The organism is Sulfurimonas aquatica (genome assembly GCF_017357825.1).
Lineage (GTDB): Bacteria > Campylobacterota > Campylobacteria > Campylobacterales > Sulfurimonadaceae > Sulfurimonas > Sulfurimonas aquatica.
Window position 1 is genome coordinate 1,359,759 of record NZ_CP046072.1, and the last position, 22,782, is coordinate 1,382,540.

Annotated in this window: 17 protein-coding genes, 1 tRNA gene and 1 other RNA gene; 4 read left to right on the forward strand and 15 right to left on the reverse strand. The window is 33.9% G+C overall.

What is annotated here, in order from left to right:
- Nucleotides 1-48 precede the first annotated feature (48 nt).
- The 5 genes from GJV85_RS06650 to rnpB all read right to left on the reverse strand — a co-directional run bounded on the left by GJV85_RS06650 (nucleotide 49) and on the right by rnpB (nucleotide 4,053).
- Nucleotides 49-2,304, reverse strand: a complete 2,256-nt coding sequence (locus tag GJV85_RS06650) for a glutamine--tRNA ligase/YqeY domain fusion protein (protein WP_207563082.1) — start codon at nucleotides 2,302-2,304, stop codon at nucleotides 49-51.
- 184 nt (nucleotides 2,305-2,488) lie between these two features.
- A tRNA-Glu gene (locus GJV85_RS06655) sits at nucleotides 2,489-2,563 on the reverse strand.
- A gap of 84 nt (nucleotides 2,564-2,647) precedes the next feature.
- On the reverse strand, nucleotides 2,648-3,193 hold the full coding sequence (locus GJV85_RS06660) for a response regulator transcription factor (protein ID WP_207563083.1): 546 nt from the start codon (nucleotides 3,191-3,193) through the stop codon (nucleotides 2,648-2,650).
- Between the two features lie 126 nt (nucleotides 3,194-3,319).
- Complete coding sequence (locus GJV85_RS06665; protein WP_207563084.1) at nucleotides 3,320-3,526, reverse strand: hypothetical protein; 207 nt, start codon at nucleotides 3,524-3,526, stop codon at nucleotides 3,320-3,322.
- A 200-nt stretch (nucleotides 3,527-3,726) separates the two neighbouring features.
- Nucleotides 3,727-4,053, reverse strand: an RNA gene (rnpB, locus tag GJV85_RS06670) — RNase P RNA component class A.
- Between the two features lie 176 nt (nucleotides 4,054-4,229).
- Between rnpB and GJV85_RS06675 the strand changes: the two genes are divergently transcribed.
- Nucleotides 4,230-4,847: a TetR/AcrR family transcriptional regulator gene (locus GJV85_RS06675; protein ID WP_207563085.1), complete on the forward strand. Its 618-nt coding sequence runs from the start codon at nucleotides 4,230-4,232 to the stop codon at nucleotides 4,845-4,847.
- 85 nt (nucleotides 4,848-4,932) lie between these two features.
- On the opposite strand, the gene GJV85_RS06680 is transcribed toward GJV85_RS06675, so the two are convergent.
- The 7 genes from GJV85_RS06680 to mltG form a co-directional block, all read right to left on the reverse strand.
- Nucleotides 4,933-5,181, reverse strand: a complete 249-nt coding sequence (locus GJV85_RS06680; protein ID WP_207563086.1) for a heavy-metal-associated domain-containing protein — start codon at nucleotides 5,179-5,181, stop codon at nucleotides 4,933-4,935.
- Complete coding sequence (gene sucD, locus GJV85_RS06685; protein ID WP_207563087.1) at nucleotides 5,181-6,056, reverse strand: succinate--CoA ligase subunit alpha; 876 nt, start codon at nucleotides 6,054-6,056, stop codon at nucleotides 5,181-5,183. The genes GJV85_RS06680 and sucD overlap by 1 nt, the downstream gene beginning before the upstream one ends.
- 5 nt (nucleotides 6,057-6,061) lie before the next feature.
- A complete protein-coding gene (sucC, locus tag GJV85_RS06690) occupies nucleotides 6,062-7,234 on the reverse strand; it encodes an ADP-forming succinate--CoA ligase subunit beta (protein WP_207563088.1) in 1,173 nt (390 codons plus the stop codon).
- Between the two features lie 90 nt (nucleotides 7,235-7,324).
- On the reverse strand, nucleotides 7,325-8,716 hold the full coding sequence (gene fumC, locus GJV85_RS06695) for a class II fumarate hydratase (protein WP_207563089.1): 1,392 nt from the start codon (nucleotides 8,714-8,716) through the stop codon (nucleotides 7,325-7,327).
- A gap of 4 nt (nucleotides 8,717-8,720) precedes the next feature.
- A complete protein-coding gene (gene mdh, locus GJV85_RS06700; protein WP_207563090.1) occupies nucleotides 8,721-9,677 on the reverse strand; it encodes a malate dehydrogenase in 957 nt (318 codons plus the stop codon).
- Between the two features lie 297 nt (nucleotides 9,678-9,974).
- Nucleotides 9,975-12,146, reverse strand: a complete 2,172-nt coding sequence (locus tag GJV85_RS06705) for an NADP-dependent isocitrate dehydrogenase (protein WP_207563091.1) — start codon at nucleotides 12,144-12,146, stop codon at nucleotides 9,975-9,977.
- A 121-nt stretch (nucleotides 12,147-12,267) separates the two neighbouring features.
- Nucleotides 12,268-13,263, reverse strand: a complete 996-nt coding sequence (gene mltG / locus GJV85_RS06710) for an endolytic transglycosylase MltG (RefSeq protein WP_347402370.1) — start codon at nucleotides 13,261-13,263, stop codon at nucleotides 12,268-12,270.
- On the opposite strand from mltG, the gene GJV85_RS06715 reads away from it, so the two are divergent.
- Entirely contained in the window at nucleotides 13,148-16,291 is a 3,144-nt protein-coding gene (locus GJV85_RS06715) for a YhdP family protein (RefSeq protein ID WP_242689860.1), read from the forward strand. The two genes, mltG and GJV85_RS06715, sit on opposite strands and share 116 nt — an antisense overlap.
- An 8-nt stretch (nucleotides 16,292-16,299) precedes the next feature.
- Here the strand turns inward: GJV85_RS06715 and GJV85_RS06720 are convergent, their stop codons facing one another.
- Both GJV85_RS06720 and secA read right to left on the reverse strand, forming a co-directional pair.
- On the reverse strand, nucleotides 16,300-17,502 hold the full coding sequence (locus GJV85_RS06720; RefSeq protein WP_207563093.1) for an ABC transporter permease: 1,203 nt from the start codon (nucleotides 17,500-17,502) through the stop codon (nucleotides 16,300-16,302).
- A complete protein-coding gene (secA, locus tag GJV85_RS06725; protein ID WP_207563094.1) occupies nucleotides 17,499-20,066 on the reverse strand; it encodes a preprotein translocase subunit SecA in 2,568 nt (855 codons plus the stop codon). The genes GJV85_RS06720 and secA overlap by 4 nt, the downstream gene beginning before the upstream one ends.
- 138 nt (nucleotides 20,067-20,204) lie before the next feature.
- Between secA and lolA the strand changes: the two genes are divergently transcribed.
- Nucleotides 20,205-20,735 (forward strand): LolA-like outer membrane lipoprotein chaperone, encoded by a 531-nt coding sequence (lolA, locus tag GJV85_RS06730; RefSeq protein WP_207563095.1) that lies wholly within the window; start codon nucleotides 20,205-20,207, stop codon nucleotides 20,733-20,735.
- On the opposite strand, the gene GJV85_RS06735 is transcribed toward lolA, so the two are convergent.
- Nucleotides 20,710-22,452: an EAL domain-containing protein gene (locus tag GJV85_RS06735; protein ID WP_207563096.1), complete on the reverse strand. Its 1,743-nt coding sequence runs from the start codon at nucleotides 22,450-22,452 to the stop codon at nucleotides 20,710-20,712. The genes lolA and GJV85_RS06735 overlap by 26 nt on opposite strands.
- A 115-nt stretch (nucleotides 22,453-22,567) precedes the next feature.
- On the opposite strand from GJV85_RS06735, the gene GJV85_RS06740 reads away from it, so the two are divergent.
- Entirely contained in the window at nucleotides 22,568-22,780 is a 213-nt protein-coding gene (locus tag GJV85_RS06740) for a hypothetical protein (RefSeq protein WP_207560633.1), read from the forward strand.
- The last annotated feature ends 2 nt before the right edge of the window (nucleotides 22,781-22,782 follow it).

Consider the following 22,782-nt stretch of genomic DNA (forward strand, 5'->3'; position numbering starts at 1 on the left):
AGCTGTTAGTTTTAACTATTGTAATTCTCTATAAAAGAAATGACTAGCTTATTCTTTTAAGCTCTGCGCAACAAGTTTATTTACCACTTGAGGGTTTGCTTTGCCTCCTGTATTTTTTAGTACTTGACCTACAAAGAAGCCTAGTAGTTTTGTGTTGCCAGCTCTAAACTTCGCAACATTGTCTGGATTTTTAGCGATAATCTCATCAATGATAGGTGTGATTTTAGCAGGGTCACTTATCTGCAGAAGACCCTTGTCTTCAACTATCTTAGTTGGGTTGTCTCCAGATTTTGTCATCTCCTCAAACACTTGCTTGGCAATCTTATTTGAGATGGTCTCATCGTCTATCATTTTAACAAGTTCGGATATCTGTTCTGCGTTAAATTTTAGCTCATCTGAATGTTTCTCTTTTAGTTCTCTTGCTACTTCGTTTGTTACGATATTTGCGATGGCAACAGGAGAGTTAAGAGATAAAAGAGCTTCTTCGTAAAATGATGAGAGTTGCTCATCGCGCGCTAGAGTGTTTGCTACTTCAGCGTTTAACCCAAGTTGGCTTGTATATTTATCAAATAGTACTTGCTCTTTTTCGCTCATAGCCGCTACTTCGCCATCCACTTGCACTTGTTTAGCTTGTGGCTTAGGCACATTCTCTTTTGGTTTTGTCTTTTTACCCCAAGAGTCTTTGAGACCAACTATTTTGTTAAATACAGGAAGTTCATCTGTGTAATCGATTGGATCGGCATAAAAATACCCTTGTCTTTCAAACTGGAATCTCTCATCAGGTCTATTAGTTATAACAGCAGGTTCAATAAGAGCATTTTTTATAATGCGAAGAGAGTCCGGATTTACATCTTCTAGCCCTTCTGGAGCTTCGTCTTTAAAGAGCCTATCGTAAACTCTTACTTCAACTTTCTTAGCTTCTGCAGCACTCACCCACTGAATAGCACTTTTTACTTTGATACCACTAGTATCTTCTGCACCGCTTTTAGATTCAGGGTAATACTCTGCTTTTATCTCTATAATTTCACCATTACTGTCTTTGACAACTTCTTTACATGTGATGATGTATGCATGTCTAAGGCGTACTCCTTGATCAGGTGTTAAGCGGAAATAGCCTTTTAGAGGAGTCTCCATAAAGTCGTCGCGTTCAATGTAAATCTCTTTGGAAAAAGGTAACTTTCTCATACCATCTTTAGGTACGTCGTGAGGATAATAAGGAGCGTCAATCTCTTCACTGCCATCATAGTTCTCAATCGTTACTTTAAGTGGGTTAAGCACAGATAATACACGAGGTACTTTTGTGTTCAAATCATCTCGTATACAAAACTCAAGTTGTGCAACGTCAACCATTGAGTTCGCTTTTGCTATACCTACTGAATCACAGAAGTTTAAAATAGACTCAGGAGTGTATCCTCTTCTTTTGTATCCAGCGATAGTAGGTAAACGAGGGTCGTCCCAACCACTCACCAGTCCACCTTCCACCAACTCTAGAAGCTTTCTTTTACTCATGACGGTGTAGTTAATGCCAAGTCTTGCAAACTCATGTTGGTACGGTCGATTTACTTTTAGACCTAATGTGTCTAGTACCCAGTTATATACATCACGATTGTTTTCAAATTCTAGCGTACAGATAGAGTGAGAAACACCTTCGATGTAGTCAGAGAGACAATGAGCGAAGTCGTACATAGGGTAAATAGACCACTCGTTACCAGCTCTAAAATGGTGTGAATGTCTTATTCGATACAGAAGAGGATCTCGCATTTTCATATTTGCAGCGGACATGTCTATTTTCGCGCGAAGGACATGCTCACCATCTTTAAACTCACCATTTTTCATTCTCTTAAAAAGGTCTAGGTTTTCTTCAATACTACGCTGGGCATACTTACTGCGTTTTCCCGCTTGAGTAACAGTTCCTCTAAACTCTCTCATCTCTTCTTCGTTTATGCTGTCAATGTAAGCTTTGTCCATTTTTATAAGTTGTATCGCATAGTCGTATATTTTATGAAAGTAGTCAGAAGTAAAACGAACATTACCATTCCATTCAAAACCAAGCCACTCTACGGCACCCTTTAGCGCTTCAACATACTTTGTATCTTCTGTTGTCGGGTTAGTATCGTCCATTCTAAGGTTACAGTGACCATTATAGTCGCTTGCAATGCCAAAGTTTATAGCGATAGATTTAGCATGTCCAATGTGTGGAAAGCCATTTGGCTCGGGAGGGAATCTTGTAACAATCTCCTTGTACTTACCTGACTTTAAGTCCTTTTCAACTATTGTGCGTAAAAAATCTTTATGCTCACTCATTATTATTAAACCTTTTGATTTTGAAACTTTTATAAGAGTAGTATTTTATCAGATTTGAGCTTATAGCAGCTTACATGAAGTATTATTATCAGAGGGAATCTGTTTAGTTTATGATTATAGGTAAAAACAATATGTAGTTGTAAAAAAATAAAAGAGTAGGGGATGTTTAAATTAGTTTTGTAAGTGGTGACCCCGAGGAGAATTGAACTCCTGTAACATGGATGAAAACCATGGATCCTAACCGCTAGACGACGGGGCCACTCTAAATCTCAACTGTTTTGTTGAGCCGAAATTATATAGATTTTATTCTTAAGAAATAATAAAATCTATATGGAATATTGAATTAATCGTAAAAACTACGTAAAGCTCTAATAATTACAGCATTCTTGGAGATGCTTTCAGCTTTTGCATTTGCATTAACCGTGTCGTAAATATCCAATGGTAGAGAAATTGAAAAAGTTTTAGTCTCTATTTTCTTTTTCTTAGCTATCATTGATGTAACGCCAGAAAGTAGCTCTATTATCTTTTTAGTATCAATAGGTTTTTGAATAAAACTATTTACACCTACCTCGATTGATTCAGAGATTTTTTCAATATCATTACTTGCAGATATAACAATAATGATTTGAGTTGGATTAATTTCACGAATCTTACGTGCAAGTTCAATACCATCCATACCAGGCATGATGATATCTACAAATATAACATCAGGTTTAATCTCTTTATATTTTGCCAAAGCAGATTCGCCATCAAAGCAAGAATCAACACTATTGAAGAAATTTTTAAATGTAGAACTAAGTAACTCATTTGTTACTTTTTCATCTTCTACGACCATCGCTGAAAGCATTTTTGTTTGTTCTGTTAACTGAATTAAGTCTATATTACCCATTTTGAAATTCCTTATCTATTTTAATTATTTGTATTATACAGAAAATAAAGTAAATAAATATAACATTTTGCAACAGCACACTAAATTTGTCGAATTATTACATTTTTAATATAAATATGTTAATTATTATTTTTCGCTTTTAAACTGTTCAAGCCATTCAGTATCAGATTTTTTTGATTCTTCTTTTTGATCCAATAGGGAACCGATAATATTTTTAAGAGTCTCTTCGTCCATAAACTCCAATATTGCAGGATCGATAGATGTATTATTTACATTATCATATCCATTAAGCAGAGTCTGTATATCTGATATTAATTGTAGTTTCTTATCCATAGTCTATAAATCATCCTTACTGGTTAACATAATGTAAATTCTCTTGAAAATACTCTTTCGCTCTTCTGAGGTTAAGCTGTGCAAATTATATCAAATAATATTAATATTGAGAACTATTGAATTGATATTTATTAATATCATATTGTGGCTTGCTAAAGAAGAAGTTACTGAGTGTATTGATATTTGAATAGAAGTAATATGTAGAAGGTACAAGATAAGCCGAGTTTTGTTTTTATAGCATTAATCTACTGCACAATTTACATAGTGCATCCAGCGAAACAAAAGCATTGTAAGACGCTAACCATCTGTTTCTTGCTGCCATGTTGGGTTTACAAGCTCTCTATATTGCTATAGAAACTGGTGGTCTCTTACACGCACCTTTTCACCTTTACTACGAATAAACGCAGAAGTCTAATCTCTGTTGCACTTTCCCTCGCATTACTACGGCCATTCGTTAAATGGAACACTGTCTTACAGCAGCTCGGACTTTCCTCTTGAGCTAGTCAAGTAACTATCTCTTGTACCTGTGAAATAATACTCAAATATTTCTTTATTATACTTATTTTACTTCATGAACGATTGTTAACTTAGTGTACTATGTTAGTGAACACTTGTTCATTTTATATAAGCATAAATTAACAAGTGTTCATATATAATACATTTTATAAGAACACTTGTTCATAATCTAAAATTAGGGGCTATAATGTCTACTACATCGATATTTGTTAAGAATACAGGAACTAAAGAGAAAATACTAAAAGCATCAACTGCCCTCTTCTCTGAGCTGGGATATAAGGGCGCAAGTGTAAGAAAAATAGCAGCTCAAGTTGGGATAAGAGAGAGTGCTTTGTATAATCATTTTAAGAATAAAGAGGAAATATTTTTAGAGGTAGCAAAGGGTATTTTTTCATCACCCTTCTCTATTGATAGCTCTCAAATTAAAGAATTAGCTGAGCGTGGAAAACCATTTATACAGAAATTTACTATGCAGTACAAGATGCTTACCTTTGACAAAAATAACGAAAAAATGTTTAGGTTGCTCATGATTGAGCTTTTACAGAATAAAGAGCTTAGAGAGCAGTTTATGAGCGAGTTTCATGAGAAAAATATTAAGGTACTTTCTGAGGGCTTCTTTATCATGATGCAGAACTCTCTCATACGCTCACACGACCCGATGATGCTCTCTTATGAATTCCTATCCACCCTATTCTATATGAGACTTCAGGTTACTCTGCTGCGTTTTGATTCACTTTCTGCTGATTCTTTATCAACACAATTTGAAAAGCATGTAGATTTCTTTTGGGAAAGTATTAAGATGTAAACAGTATCATATTATATAATATGATACCTAAGTATAAAAAAAGACAACCCATTAAGGATTGCCTTTAAAAATTTATAATTAATTTTTATGCGTAATTAATCTTTGACATATCGGGCTCTATCACTTCATCTTCTATTAGAGGATATCCATGATCTCTCAAAACTTTTTTAAAAAGCTCTAATCTCTCATCGTTTTCTATCTCAGCACTTACAGTATGAGGAGTACTGAGAATATTTACTTTAACAGAAGTGAACCCTGCATTACCAAGTCCCGTTCTTATTGTGGATGCACAGGCGCCACAACTAAGATTGTGTACTTCTAAAGTTTGTATCATTACTTTTTAGCCATTGCCTTAGTAACGGCTTTTCCAATTTCAGCTGGAGAAACAACAACAGTAACACCTGCTGCTTCAAGGGCTGCCATTTTTTCAGCTGCAGTTCCAGCAGAACCAGATACGATAGCACCAGCATGACCCATAGTTTTACCTTTAGGTGCAGTTTGACCTGCGATAAATGCAACAACTGGTTTAGTGATTTGCTCTTTAATTAGTTTAGCAGCTTGAATCTCAAGATCTCCACCAATTTCACCGATCATAACGATACATTCAGTCTCTGGATCAGCCTCAAACATTGGTAAAAGCTGGTTGTATGAAAGACCAATAATTGGGTCCCCACCAATACCAACAGCAGTCGTAATACCATAACCAGCTTTAACAACTTGATTAGTACCTTCATAAGTTAATGTACCACTCTTAGAGATAAGACCAACATTACCTTTTTTGAAGATCATACCTGGCATGATTCCAATCTTACACTCTTCAGCAGTGATAATACCAGGACAGTTTGGCCCAAGTGTTTTCATGCCATGCTTAGTAGCATGAGCTTTAGCAGCTTGCATATCTTTAACCGGTGCACCCTCTGTAATAATTACAGCAAGTTCAATCCCAGCTTCAGCAGCTTCCATTACAGCATCACCAACAAATGCAGGTGGAACGAAAATCATAGAAACAGTAGCACCTGTTCCTTTTACAGCATCTGCAACAGTATTAAATACTGGTTGACCTAAATGCTCTTGACCACCCTTGTTTGGTGTAACACCACCAACAATCTTAGTTCCATATGCTAAACACTGTTCAGCATGGAAAGTACCCTCTTTACCTGTAAAACCTTGAACAATTACTTTTGTATCTTTATTTATTAAAATTGACATCTATATTACTCTCCTTTCGCTGCAGCAACTGCTTTTGCAGCACCGTCACCTAAGTCATCACCAACAATCAAGTTTGGAATATTTGCATTTTTTAGAATTTCTGATGCTTCAGGAGCATTTGTACCATCAAGACGAACAATAACTGGAACATTTACATCAGTTATCTTTGTAGCTTCGATAATACCATTCGCAATACGATCACAACGAACAATACCACCAAAAATATTTACGAAAATTGCTTTAACATTTGGGTTTTTAAGAATGATCTCAAAACCTTTTGCAACAGTCTCAGCGTTTGCACTACCACCAACATCAAGAAAGTTGGCTGGAGTTCCACCCATATGGTTAATTGTATCCATAGTACCCATCGCAAGACCAGCACCATTTACCATACAACCTATTTCACCATCAAGAGCAACATAAGAAAGACCATATTTAGCAGCTTCTACTTCATCAGCGTCTTCTTCACTTAAATCTCTCATTCTAGCTATATCAGGATTACGTTTAAGAGCAGAGTTATCAAATCCCATTTTTCCATCAAGTGCTAAAAAGTCGCCTGAACCAGTTCTTACAAGAGGATTGATCTCAATCATCTCTGCATCATTTTCCATATATAACTTGAAAAGCTTTTGTGCAAAATCTATAATATTTTTTTGTTCATTTTTATCTGTAATACCTAAACCAAAAGCAAGTTCTCTACCGTGAAATCCTTGAAAACCAATAGCAGGATCTACAGGAACAGTAATGATTTTTTCTGGAGTATTTTCAGCAACATCTTCAATATTCATTCCACCTTCAGTAGATGCCATAATTAAAGGCATTTCTAGTTTTCTGTCTAAAACAACAGAAAGGTAAAACTCATCTTTGATATCTGCACCATCTTCTATATAAAGTTTTTGAACTAACTTACCTTCAGGACCTGTCTGGTGAGTCACTAATGTCATTCCAAGAATCTCATTAGATAGTGCCTCTACTTCTTCAAGAGATTTAGCTAGCTTAACACCACCACCTAAACCACGACCACCTGCATGTATTTGAGCCTTAACTACCCATACTGGACCACCAAGTACTTCAGCCGCATCAACAGCAGCTTTAACACTTTCAGCCATAATTCCTTTTGGTGTTGGCACACCATATTTAGCAAAAATTTGTTTTGCTTGATATTCATGTATATTCATTTATTCTCCTTGATTTAAAATGTATTTATTGTGCTTCATTGACTCTTAAGCCTTTACAGAAAATGATTTAGTCATTTTCTGCACTAGCCTTTAGGCCTTGGGTGCAATCATATCTTCTGGTACTACATACTTGTCAAACTCTTCAGCCGTTAAAAGACCAAGCTCAATAGCTGTCTCTTTTAAAGTTGAGTTATTAGCATGTGCAGTTTTAGCTATTTTAGCTGCGTTGTCATAACCTACATATGGGTTAAGAGCAGTTACTAACATAAGTGAATCATGTAAAAAATGATCTATCTTATCTGCAACAGGCTCAATACCAACTGCACAGTGGTCATTAAATGATGTGATTGAATCAGCTAATAAACGCACAGATTGTAGGTAGTTTAGAGCGATAACCGGCTTAAACACATTAAGCTCAAAATTACCTTGAGACGCGCCCATAGATATAGAAACATCATTACCAAACACTTGACACGTAACCATAGTTACAGCCTCAGCTTGAGTAGGATTAACTTTACCTGGCATAATAGAAGAACCTGGCTCATTCGCAGGAATTTCCAACTCACCAAGACCACATCGAGGCCCAGATGCTAACCATCTAACGTCATTTGCTATCTTCATCATGTCAGCTGCAAGAGCTTTTAGAGCACCATGAGAATAAACTAAAGCATCATGTGAAGTTAAAGAGTGAAACTTGTTAGGTGCAGTGATAAAATCATGACCTGTTAGCTCTGAAAGCTTTTTAGCAACTCTCTCACCAAGTTCTGGGTGAGCATTAAGACCTGTTCCAACAGCTGTACCACCTAGAGCAAGTTCACGAACTGGCTCTAGAGAGTCTTTTGCCATTTTTTCACACTTGTTAAGCATTTCTACCCAACCACTAATCTCCTGACCTAAAGTCAATGGAGTAGCATCTTGAAGGTGTGTACGACCTATTTTTACAACAGATTCAAATTTAGCAGATTTATCAGCTAAAGTTGCTTTTAATTTTGCAATAGCCGGTAGAAGACGAGTCTCTACGGAAATAACAGCTGCAACATGAAGTGCAGTTGGATAAGTGTCATTTGAAGATTGAGATTTATTAACGTCATCATTTGGATGAACTAGCTTCTCAGTTCTAAAATCTCCACCAAGAATCTCAGTAGCTCGATTTGCAAGAACTTCATTATTGTTCATATTTGATTGCGTACCTGAGCCTGTTTGCCATACAACTAATGGGTAATTTCCATCAAGTTTACCTGCAAGCATATCATCAGCTGCTGCAGCAATAGCATCAGCTTTTTTAGCATCAAGTTTACCAAGGTCTTTGTTTACAAGTGCAACTGCTTTTTTAAGATATGAAAATCCCCTTGTGATTTCATATGGCATTGTCTCTTCGCCAATAGCAAAGTTTTGTATAGATCTTTGAGTTTGAGCAGCCCAGTATGCATCTACTGGAACTTCCATATCACCCATTGTGTCTTTTTCAATTCTTGTACTCATAAGATTACTCTCCTTCAAAAAAATTATTTGTATTTAATGTGTCAATAAGTTCCTGAACAGATGCACAAGAGTTTTTAAACATCTCTTTTTCTGTATCATTTAAAGTTACTTCAATGATTTTTTCTGCACCATTAGCACCTAGCATAACTGGAACACCTGAAACTACATCACTATAACCATACTCTCCATCCAGGCAAACTGCACATGGATGAATCTGTTTTGTGTCTTTGAGTATTGCATCTACCATGATAGCTGCAGATTTTGCTGGAGCATAGTAAGCTGAACCAGTTTTTAAATGACCAACAATTTCAGCACCACCATGACGAGTACGAGTAACAACCTCTTCTATTTGCTCATCACTTAATACATCTGTAAGTGGAACACCAGCTACAGTTGAGTAACGTGGAAGAGGTACCATGTCATCACCATGGCCTCCCATTACAGATGCACGAATTTGTCCACCACCATAACCGAGTTTCTCTTGGATAAACGCAGCCATACGAGAGCTGTCAAGTATTCCAGCCATTCCTATAACACGACTTCTATCAAAACCACTCTCTTTTAGTGCTACATAAGTCATTGCATCTAAAGGGTTTGATACCATGATAATGATTGCATTTGGAGAATATTTTGCAACACCTTGAATAACTTCTTTTGTAATCTTTGCGTTTATCATAAGTAGGTCATCACGACTCATACCTGGAAGCCTTGGGCTACCTGCTGTAATTACAACTACATCACAGTTAACTAAATCAGACATATCTTCAGCAACTTTTACAACCGTATGACTACGAACAGCAGATGCTGCTTGAGACATATCAAGTGCCTTTCCTCTTGCTACATCCATTTTATTATCGCGTAAAATTATTTCATGACATGCTCCAAGCATTGCCAGAGAATAAGCTACCGTTGCACCAACATTGCCGGCACCAACAATACCTACTCTTTTTCCTTGACTCATACATACTCCTTGATGTTAATTACTATGACATACATCAACAATATACTTAAAAAAGATGTGCTAACACATAAAACTTAAGTATAACCGCATGCCATATGAAAGATTTTCATCTTTTATATATGCCATATTACCATTATTTATATAAAAAATAAATATTATTTACATAGGATATAAGGTATTGTTACCAACTTACTTGTCATTAATTTTTGCATTTAGAGTAGTAGATGGAAATATAGCAGTGATGGTATATATAAAAAATGAATACTATACGCAGATAGCGTATAGTAATTTAACTACTTATATAGCGTCGATAATAGCGTTTAAAGTAGCAGATGGACGCATTGCTTTTTCAGCTTTAGCATCATCTGGACGGAAGTAACCACCGATATCTTGAGCTTTACCTTCAACAGCTAATAACTCTTCAATGATTTTTGCTTCATTTTCAGTAAGTGCTTTTGCTACAGGAGCAAACTTAGCTGCTAATTCTGCATCAGCACCTTCAGCAAGTGCTTTAGCCCAATACTGAGCTAAGAAAAAGTGAGAAGCTTTGTTGTCTGGTTGACCAACTTTACGACCTGGCTCTTTATTGTTATCTAGATAACCTTCATTTGCAGCATCAAGACCTAAAGTTAAAGCAGTAAGTTTTGCATCACCATGTTTTTGACCTAAGAAACGTAAAGACTCAGCAAGTGCTAAGAACTCACCAAGTGAATCCCAACGTAAGTGACCCTCTTTAACGAATTGCTCAACGTGTTTAGGAGCAGATCCACCAGCACCAGTCTCATATAGACCACCACCAGCAATTAAAGGAACGATAGAAAGCATTTTTGCAGATGTTCCAAGCTCTAAAATTGGGTACATGTCAGTTAAGTGGTCACGTAAAACGTTACCAGTTACAGCGATAGTAACTTTACCTTCACGAACACGAGCATTAGTAAAACGAGTAGCGTTTGTTACATTCATAAATTGAATATCTAGACCAGTAGTATCGTGATCTTTAAGATATGCATTAACTTTTTTGATAAGTTCAGCATCGTGGGCACGAGTTTCATCTAACCAGAATACAGCAGGAACATTTTCTAGGCGAGTTCTCTCTACAGTTAAACGAACCCAGTCACGAATTGGAATATCTTTAGTACGAGCAAGTCTCCAGATATCACCAGCTTCACACTCAAAAGACATAAGAACACCAGCAGCACCAGTTACAGTAACTGTACCAGCTTCAGCAAGTTCGAATGTTGTTGGGTGAGAACCATACTCTTCAGCTTTTTGTGCCATAAGACCGATATTTTGCATTGTACCCATTGTTGCTACATCGTACTGACCATTTTTAACACAATCAGCTACCATTTCAGCATGGAACATACCATAAGTAGAATCAGGAATAACAGCAACAGTCTCTAGTGCAGCACCAGTTCTGTCCCACTGCTTACCACCTTCACGTACAACAACTGGCATAGAAGCATCAATAATTACATCATTAGAAGCATTAAAGTTAGTTTGACCTTTATCAGAATCAACCATAGCAATTTTTGGAGAATCACCTTCAACTACTGCTAAGAAAGCCGCTTTAATTTCAGCTTCTTTCGCATGACCAGCGATTTTTTTCTCTAAATCTGACATACCTTGGTTAGGATTAACATTTAACTCTTTAAATGTATCAGCATATTTAGCAAATACTTCTTCGAAGAAGATTTCAAAACCGTGACCAAACATAATTGGATCAGAGATTTTCATCATTGTAGCTTTAAGGTGTAAAGACCAGATTAGGCCTTTTTCTCTAGCTTCAACTATTGTTTTCTTATAAAAAGCACGTAATGCAGAAACTGACATAAATGTACCATCAAGTACTTCAGAAGCAACACCATCAATAGTAGTCAACTCTTTACCGTTAAGTGCGATAGTTACTTTTTGATCTTTATCTATTGTTACAGATTTCTCATTTGAAAAGAAATCTCCATTTCCACCCATGTGCGCTACATATGCAGCTGAATTTTCAGCAAATGGACGTAGCTTGTGTGGATTATTTTGAGCAAACTTCTTAACAGCTACTGCAGCACGTCTGTCTGAGTTACCTTCACGAAGTACTGGATTAACAGCAGAACCTAAACAAGTAGCATACTTAGCCTGGATAGCTTCCTCTTCAGCATTCGCTGGATTTTCAGGATAATCAGGGATTTTATGACCTTGAGACTGAAGTTCAGCGATACAATCTTTAAGTTGACCAACAGATGCAGAAATATTTGGAAGTTTAATAATGTTTCCATCTGGTTGTTGAACAACTTCACCTAATTTAGAAAGTTCATCTTCTGCAAGACCCATTGCTGCAAGAACACGACCTGAAAGTGAAATATCACTTGTAACTACTTCAACGCCTGCTGCTTGAGTAAACGCGTTTACGATTGGTAATAGCGAGTAAGTCGCTAGAGCTGGTGCTTCGTCAATAACTGACCAAATGATTTTTGACATATGTTGTCCTTAGGTTAATATTTTTTTTCATGGCAGACTTGCTACAATGAATTTACACTTGAATAATAACATCTAGATAGAAAATATCTACAAGAAGAGTTAAAATATCTTCTTATTTTTATTATTTGTTTCGTTTCGTATCACTTATATTTTTAAGATGTGTAGAATAGTTACATGAGAATTCATGTGTATTGCTTTTTGATTTGACAAAATATAGATAATTACTCTTTGTGGGAAATATAGCAGCTCTAATAGCATCAAAGCTTACATTGCAAACTGGTATTTTCGGAATTCCTTTGTGTAAGTATGTATTATATTGGGATGTGTCTGTTTTGATTCTTTTAGCTGTTATCTTAACATGAGAATATTTGCCATAGTTAAGTGAACCATCCATCTGTAGCTTCATGCCTTTGTTTAATCTATTATGTATAACAGAGCTCACCAAAGGCATCTCTTCTATATTAGCAGACTCCTTTTGAATAATAGAAGCTAGAGCAACATAGTTAAACCATTTAACTTGATTGTATGTTCCGAATACTTTATTTGAAAACTCTTGCATTTTTTCATTTGATACTTTAAGTAACAATGTAATTAACTCTACCTCTGTGATTCCGATTGGAACACGGTATGTGTCAGGGACCAAAGCACCCTCCTCTATCGGAGAGAGAGTTTTGAAAACTTCTTGTAATTTTTTTACATTGAGATTTAATTTATCTGCAAGTTGATGCAAAAATACATATGTAGTCTCCCCTGGGATAAGTGTTACATTTTGTAGTGCAGCTTTAGCAGTTGTCAGTTTATATAAAAAGTCTGCTTTTGTGTTTATATTGTTTGTTAAATCTATCCAACCACTTTGTGGTAGTCCTATAGCTCTTAAAACAAATGTATCAAGTTTATTAACATCATATTTATTTTCTTTCATTTGCGTTATAATATTATTTATAGAGCCTTTGTGTATATATAGTACTTTTGGGGTTTCAATTGGCTTATTTAGGTAATATATGAATGATAAAATAATAATTAGTGCTATTTCAAATACATATTCTATTATTAGTAATTTCTTTATTTTCATTTTTTTACTATTCTCCATCGTGTTTATCACTCTATCAAATGGCATTCTTTTAGAAAACCTTTCTATTGATAATGTAAATATGCAGAAATTATACATAAAATGGAATAAGAGAATAGATATTTCCATTAAAACAATAACTGTTACTTCAAAGAACACTAAAGCAAATAAGCTTGAAGAAACTATTGATAATCTTGAAGTCATCTTAACAAACAATACTTTTATTGATTCTATCTCTATTGAGAACATATATATAGATGATTTTGAAGCTTCTCTTAACTATGCTAGAGAGCAAAAAAGTCAGCTGATTGTAAAAAGTAATGAACTTCATATTAACTCTCTTTTTTATTTAACAGAAAATTATTTAACAATAGAATTAGAAAGCTTGGTCAATGAAGCTAAGAAAATAGAAGCCAATGGTAGTTTTTATATAGATATTAATAAAAAAAATATTTATTCAAAACTAAACATTACTCTCAATAAAGATTCAAACTTTCATCTTTTATCTAAAGCGGATTTACAAAGATTTGATTACAAAATTAAAAATACAAAAATTTCTAATATTAATCCCTTACTTAATCTTGTAGATTTGCCACAAGAGGTTAAATACTGGGTTTATGATGCAATTTCTATGTCGAATCTATCCCTAAACTCAACAAGGGGACACTTCTTGTATAGTAATATGCAAGATGCATACAAAAATATCTATATAGATGCCACTGTAAATAAACTCCACTACAAGTATAATAGAGACCTTGATGCTATACATACTCAGAGCACAAAACTAAAGTTTGAGAATGGAATTTTTTACATCTACCCAATGGGAGCACACTCATACGGAATGGATCTAGCTAAAAGTTGGATAAAAATTGATTTTACAAAAAAAATAGAACTTCTTACACTTAAATTACTTTTTGATGGAAAAGTAAATAAAGACATTTTAAAAATACTTAGCACTTACAAAATAAAACTACCATTTATTCAAAAAAAAGGAACAGTTAAAACAGATCTTACACTAGAAGTTAAACTCAGAGGAGTAGAAGTAGATGTAAAAGGATCATTCTTTACAAAAAGAGCAAATTTTGATTATCTTGGATTAAATCTAGATATCGAAGATACTTTTGTAGAACTTGATAAGTATGATATCACTATAAACAAAATGAAAGCTTCGTATAAAGATATTGCAAAGGCAGATGTGAAAGTAAAATATAATGCGAAAAAAGAGAGTGGTAAGATTGACTTTTTACTAAAGAGTTTAAATGTTGATCATATTCAGATGGCTAACAAAACTCCGCTTTCGATTACATATAATATATCTCCCAAACAAGATAGTGTGTATGTTAATAAATCAATATGGAATGTTAAAGGTAAAAACTTAACAATTGACGCACTTCTAATGCCTTTTAATCTGAAAGATTTAAAACTAAGCATTCCTACCGTATATTTTGAATATCAAGACATTTTAAGTGGTTTTATGGCTGGAAAAGTAAATCTTGATACACGAGTGGTTACTCTTAATACTGATATTTTAGCATTGAACTATAATGGAATTACTCTTACTCAATCCAATACGCCTCTAAAAATAAAATACAATAAAGAAGTTGAAATATCTTCAAAAAATACAATTCACTTTAATGTAGGTAGTACTCAATATAGTGTAGATAATCTTCTTGTTGAATCAAAAGACGAGAGTTTCTACTTAAAACATGCAGATATTAAAATGGGTAATTATATAGAGACACAGATCTATGCCAACTATAATTTGAATACAAAAAAAGCACATTTAAGTCTTAATAAGTTTGTTACAAAAGACCCAAACACAAATAAGATTATTTACTCAAATAATAAAATACTCCTCTCAGCACATATAATGGATGATATGTTAAAAGTTCAATCTAAAGAGCTTAATTCTTTTTTCATCTTTCAAAATGGTGAATGGAGCCTAAGGCTTAATTCATTAGATAAGATTGCCAAACATTCTGAGCTGCTCAAAAAGTTTCACCTTATTGATGGGGATATACTTTTTTACAAAAACAAAGATGAGAAATCAACGCGATTTAAGGCACAAATAAATTATCCTTACAGGCTTTTTCTTACAGACAATAAACTACAGAAGAATTACAGCGTGATTGGGAAAATAAATAAAGAAAAGCTTTTTATAAATATTGATAAAAAAATAAATGTGAAAATAAAAGAGGATATGAAAGTTACTTTGAATGATGTTGCTATATATATGCCTGAACTCAAAAGACTACTTGGTGACGTAAATAACACAGGCTCTAAAAATAAGATCTTTAACATTTCAGTAAATGCTAAAAACACATCCCTTCAACTTAGTGAAAATAGAAAGATACTATCTGATTCGATTGATATGCAATATTACAAAAATAGGCTCAGTGCACAACTTGTACATGGCAAGGCAAACGCTGGGCTAAATTATAAAGATGGAGATTTTACTCTTTATGGACACAACTTTAATGATAAGTTTATGGAAAATTTATTTGGTATATCAAAGTTTAATTCAGGAAAATTTGACTTCTCAATAAATGGAAAGCTTGACAACTATAGCGGTGTCGCCTATATGAGTGGAGCAACAATTAAAGATTATAAGACTCTAAACAATATCTTAGCATTTGTAAACACTGTTCCATCCTTAATAACTTTTTCTATTCCTGGCTATAACAATAATGGTTTATTTGTCTCCCAGGCTTATACAAAATTTCACTCTAATAACAGTACCCTTAACCTTACAGATATATATCTAGACTCGAAGGAGATTGATATACTAGGAAATGGTGTTGTTGATTTAGAGAGTAAAAGTGTTGATATCGTTTTAAATCTTAAAACAGATCTTGGAAGTGATTTATCAAAAGTTCCAGTTGTTGGTTACATACTCTTGGGAGAGGATAGTATATCAACTACACTAGATATTAAAGGTCAACTTGCAAATCCAAAGGTAAAATCACTTCTAGCAAAAGAGATAATTGTAGCACCTTTAAATATTATAAAGAGAACCCTTACTCTTCCTTACAAATTAATAGAAGGTTTACTTCCAGATAACAATATCACAAGATAGGTACAAGTTTATTCATTTCTTAAAACAGTAAGTATATCTACTTCACTTGCTTTTTTTGCTGGGTAGTATGATGAAAGAAGAACAATGAAAAATGCACCACTTACAATAAAGATAAAATCAAGTAAACGCAGATCTAAAGGTAAAGTTGATGTTGGATAAACATCTTTAGGTAGAGAGATAATATCAAAAGATCCTAAAATCCATATTCCACTAAAACCTAATACAATGCCACTTGCAATTCCTCCAATTCCTATGATTACACCAAGATAAAGAAATATCTTTTTAATTTCAAGAGTAGTAGCACCGAGTGAGAGAAGCAGTGCTATTTCACCTCTTCTATTCATAACCGTCATTAAAAGAGAAGATATTATATTGATAGCAGCTATTAAGATAATGAGCATTAAGACTATAAAAAGTGATGTCTTTTCCATCTCTAGTGCAGCAAAAAAATTAAGATTATCTTCCCACCACCCTTTAATAGCAACACTTACTGGTAGTTCTTTTCTAAGTATCTCTATATCTTTTTTTGGATTTGTTGAATATATGTGTATACCATCATAGATATTACTTGGCATATGTAGCACTGATCTTAGAGCAGATAGTGATGTGTAGCTATATGCCTTGTCATAAGCAGAGAGACCAGAATCAAAGAAGGACTTTACAGTTAAACGCTTTAGCTTAGGAGTTATCGACAATCCTCCTGGCTCTACATTTGTAAAAATATATGTTAATTTATCGCCCTTAAACAAAGAGAACTCTTGCATGAGACTTTTACCCACTAAAGCATCAAATTTATTAAAACCTACATTCTCTATGGACTTTTTCAAAACGCTATTTACTTCCGCTTCTTTTTTAAAGTTTACACCAAAGAGGTAGCCACCTTCTAGTTTTGAACCACTTCTTACCATAACTGATGATTGAATATAGGGGCTAAAATTTAAATTTTCAAACTTTGTTTCTAAGTCTATGAGTAACTTTTCATCAACGGATCCATAAAATTTTGGCAAAATTGTTAAGGGATAGTTCATAATAGTGAGTTGCTTTTTGAATTCCTTGTCAAAGCCATTCATTAAAGCCATGGCGATAAGTAAAACCATGACTCCTAATGTAATTCCTAAAAATGCTAAAATTGCTGATAAGAAAATAAATGGTTGATCTCTATCAAAACGAAGAAATCTTTTGACTAGATATGATACTATTGACTTATTCAAGAAGCAAATGCACCTTTTTTAGGTCCACTTTTCCCACAACATTGTTTGTATTTTTTTCCACTACCACATGGACAAGGGTCATTTCTAGCAACTTTTTTTTCTATAGAAATATCGCTAGAAATATTAAAATTCATTCTAGCTTCTTGTTCTCTTTGTTGCTGAGCTAATTTTTCAGCTATAGCGGCAGCCTCTTCTTCAGCTGATTCTTGTCTGAATTGTATTATCTGCAGTGTTCTGATGGTGTTGAACTTGATGTCACCAATAAGATCTGTAAAGAGGTTAAAACTCTCTTTTTTATACTCTACTAATGGATCTTTTTGATTGTATGCGCGAAGTCTTATACCAGTCTTCATGCTATCCATTTCGTAAAGATGATCCCTCCATGCACTATCCAACTCTTTAAGATAGAACTCTTTTTCTATGTCGTGCTTAACTTTTTCATCAAGAACACTCATCTTCTCATCATATGCTACTTTTAAGCTATTTACTACATATTCAGATAACTCTTCATACTCTAAGCCCTCAAGATCATTCTCTTCAATTTTATGGTTCATTTTTTCTTGAATGAGTTCGCATAGTTTGTTGATATTAAAATCGTCCTTAATGCCACCCTCATATATATCACAAGTTTGAAGCAGATTTGCAACATACTCTTCTCTTATATCATTTACCTTAGTGGATATATCATACTCTTCATCTAAAAGTTGATTTCTAAATTTATAAATTATTTTTCTCTGCTCATTTGCAACATCATCATACTCAACAATCTGCTTTCTTCCTTCGTAATGAAGGTTTTCTACTTTTTTCTGAGCCTTTTCAACTGCGCGAGTAACCATTTTAGACTCAATGTATTCACCATCCTCTACACCAAGTTTTTCCATAATTGATTTAATCTTATCAGAACCAAAAATACGCAGTAAACTATCTTCTAGAGAGAGATAGAACTGAGTAGTTCCAGCATCACCTTGACGCCCACTACGTCCACGAAGTTGATTGTCAATTCTTCTGTTTTCATGCCTCTCTGTACCGATAATGTATAGGCCGCCAAGCGCTCTTACTTCATCATTAACTTTAATGTCGACACCACGACCAGCCATGTTTGTTGCAATCGTTACGGCACCTTTGGCTCCAGCAGACTTGATAATTTCACCCTCTTGAGCATGGTTTTTAGCGTTTAAAACAGTATGTGCGATTTTCTCTTTTTTTAATACACTATGAAGTAGCTCAGACTTCTCTATAGAAGCAGTACCAATAAGAACTGGTTGTCCTGTTTCACTTAATTTTTTAATTGTATCAATTACTGCGTCAAACTTTTCTGCTTCTGTTTTATATATAAGGTCGTTAAGATCTTTTCTTTTAATTGGAATATTGGTAGGAATTGAAACAACGTCAAGATTATATATTTGAGCAAACTCTGTTGCTTCAGTCTCTGCTGTACCTGTCATACCTGCGAGCTTATCATACATTCTAAAATAGTTTTGAAATGTGATATCTGCAAGAGTTTGCGTCTCTTCTTTTATATCAACGCCCTCTTTTGCTTCTAACGCCTGATGTAGTCCTTCTGAAAAACGTCTACCTTCACTAAGTCTTCCTGTAAACTCATCAACGATGACTACTTCATTATCGTTTACAACATAGTCTACATCTTTTTCAAACAGATAATTTGATTTAAGTGCTTGGTCTAAAATATGAGAAAGTGAAGAGTTTTCAGCGCTATAAAGGTTTTCTACACCAAAAAGTTCTTCAGCTTTTGTTATTCCCTCTTCGGTGATTAGCACAACTTTATCTTTTTCATCAACTGTAAAGTGTGTCTCTTTTTCGAGTTTTAACGCAACGCTATTTGCATTTTGATAATCCTGCATATTTCTATTGGTCGGACCAGAGATTATAAGTGGTGTTCTTGCTTCATCAATTAAAATTGAATCGACTTCATCAACAATTACAAAGTTGTGCTTTTTTTGAGCCATTTGATCTGCTGAATAGCTCATATTGTCACGTAAGTAGTCAAATCCAAATTCATTGTTTGTTCCATAAGTGATATCAGCGGCATATGCAGCAATTTTTTCAGCCGGGTCATGAGAGTCTTCTAGTATCGTTCCAACGCTATATCCAAGAAATTCATATAATGGAGCCATCTCTGCAGCATCACGAGAGGCTAAGTAATCATTTACCGTTACAAGGTGAACGCCATTGCCACTCATGGCATTGAGAGTAATTGCCAAAGTTGCAACAAGCGTCTTTCCTTCACCAGTTTTCATTTCAGCAATTCTACCTTCGTGTAGGGCCATTCCTCCAACAAGCTGCACATCAAAGTGTCTCATTCCTAAGACTCTTTTTCCAGCTTCTCTAGTAATAGCAAAAGAGTCTGGCAAAACTTCTTCTAAAGTTGCATTATCTTGTAAGACTCTTTTCTTTAATTCTTCAAACGCAGCTTGTAATGAACTGTCATCTAGAGACTCATATTTACTCTCTAGCTCGTTTATTTTTTTAACTCTTTTTAAATATTTTTTTAATTCGCGGTCATTTGAAGTTCCAAATACCTTACCCATGAATGCTTGTAGCATCTTCAACCTTATATAGACTACTATATAGTAAATTATATAGTAGTTTGAAATTGCTCTTATTTTATCACATTAATGCTAATAAAAAGTAGAAATGCAAATTTAGATATAATTCAATTTAAAATAATAAAAAGGATTTTTTTGAAATACATACTCCTGTTACAATTACTCTTTAGTGTCAACTATGCTAACATTAGCGATATAAACGATTTTGAAGCTGATTTTGAACAATCTATCAAAGATGAAAAAAACACAGAATTAAAATATAGAGGGCACATTCAGGCTTCGAAGCCTCAGTTTGCTTTTTGGAACTACACTAGCCCAATATCTAAAAAAATCTATATTACATCTAATGAAATTATTATTATTGAGCCAGAAATAGAGCAAGTAATTATTAAAAAAATAAATAGTGATTTTGATTTTTTTAGTATGATTAAAAATGCAAAACAAATTAGTGAGAACGAATATGTAACCCTCTATAAAGAATCTATTTTTAAAATTAGCACTAAAGAATCATTTATTGAGTCTATTTCGTATAAAGATGAATTTGACAATGATGTAAAAATTGTATTTTCCAAGCAGCTTCAAAATAAAAAGATAGATTTAAGCGTGTTTAATCCAGCCATACCGAGTGAATATGATGTTATTAGAGATCAAGAGATGGCTTACTAATAAAGAATCCCTGAGAGTACTCAACATCTAGGCTTTTAACTGAGTTTAGTACTTCTTGGCTCTCTATATGTCTTGCAATAGTTTTGATCCCATTTTGCTTTGCGAATGCAACTATTCCACTTACTGCGCTTTTGTAAGACTCGATATCAGATAATTTTTTTATAAAAAGACCCTCGATCTTTATATATTCAGCCTCATATATTAGGGCACTTTCATAAGAAGCTATGCTTGAGCCAAAATCATCTATAACGATATGAAAACCTTTGCTTTTTAGTTTTGCAACTTCTCTCTTGATCTGCTCACTATTCATATTATGTGCATCTTCTAAAATTTCTAAGTAGACTCTAGATGTGACGATATCACTTTTTTCACATTTGTAAATTAGTAGATCAATTAAGTACTCATCATATAAATCAGCCGCACCTATATTTATAGAAAAACAATGCTGAGTATCCTCAAAACGAGTAAATGCTTTATCAATTACAATTTTAGTTATTTCTACTCCAAGTCCACTATTTTTAGCACTTCTCATAAACTTTTTAGCATCCACTAGAGTATTACTATCATCAAGTAGTCTACAGAGAACTTCATAGTAAAGTGTAGATTCATCTCCATTGGATATAACAGGTTGATAATATGTAAAAATACGTTTTTTATCAAAAGCTTTTTTTACCACATCTCTCCAGTAGTACTCATCTTGCTTCTCTTTAATAAAATTTGAATCAGGGTTGTATATAACATTTTTATTCCCACCAAAGTATTTAGCTTCCAAGGATGCTGACTGTGCCTTTAGAAAAAGTACTTCCCCTCGCTCATGTGCTGTTCCCATAGAGAAATGGATATATTCTGAGTAATCTCTAATTTTAATCGGCATATCTTTAAAAAGTGAGTTTATCTTTTTGCTTAACAGCACAGTTTCATTAATTGAGTTTGCACTAGATAGTAAGCAAAAATCACTGTAATCAATATGATACAGACTGAAGTTGCTAGGAATATATTGCAATAACTTTTCAACTATCATTTTTATAAATTCAGCAGTAGTAGCAGCATCAAAATTTCTTCTAAAAAAATCAAAATTATCAATGCTAAGATAAAGCATCGAGTATGCCCTCTCGTCCAAGACATTGTCTAATGATAGCTTGTTTGACAAAGATGTTAATTGATTTAGAGTTAAGTCAATTGGTTTACTTTGCTGATTTTCGCTAAGTTTAGCCTTTAGACTCTTTTCGTTTAGCATAAATTTACCGATACGCTTTCTTTCATACAAAACATCTTGTTGTAGTTTCTCTATCTCTTTTGTGAGGTAATTTCGATTAAACTTTAATTTTAAAATTACATCTAGCACGCAGTCTAAAAAATCTATACTTTTGAATGGCTTTTTTATTATGCTTGAGAGCTGAAGAGTGGAGTATTCTAAAATTTCTTCGCTAGAACTATTTGTACAAGTGAGAATAATTTCTTGATATTTATTTATACTTCTAATGTTTTTTACTAAATTTTGCACACTCATTATGGATGAACTAGAGTCAATGATGATTAAATCGTAACTATTTACCTTTAAGTAGCCCGCTCCAAGAGTTGCATTATCCGCATCATCAACTCGAAGAAAAACTTTCTTCAGTGCATTTGTCATACCCATTAAATATTCTTGATTTTCATCTATATAAAGTAGCGTTAAATTTTTGGTAACAGGAAGTAAGTCTTTTAACTCTGCCATGATGTTTCCTAGAATATAGTCTGATTAAATTGTAGCAGTTTATAATTAATAAAATTTCAAAATGAAAAAGAGCTCTTAATTAATATTTATGTAAACTACCATAAAAAGGATAGACATGAATATGAACCCATACTTAGAGACAATAAATTTAGTTAAGTCGTTAAATGGTAGGTATAAGCAAGAAGATAAAGAGATGGTAGTAAAGATAATTGATGAGTACAAGAAAAAGCATAACTGTAGTTATAAATACGCATATGAGATGAATGTAGAAGGAAATCCCTCATACTCTGCATACAGTTCATGGAGACATAAATTAAAAACTAAATAGTA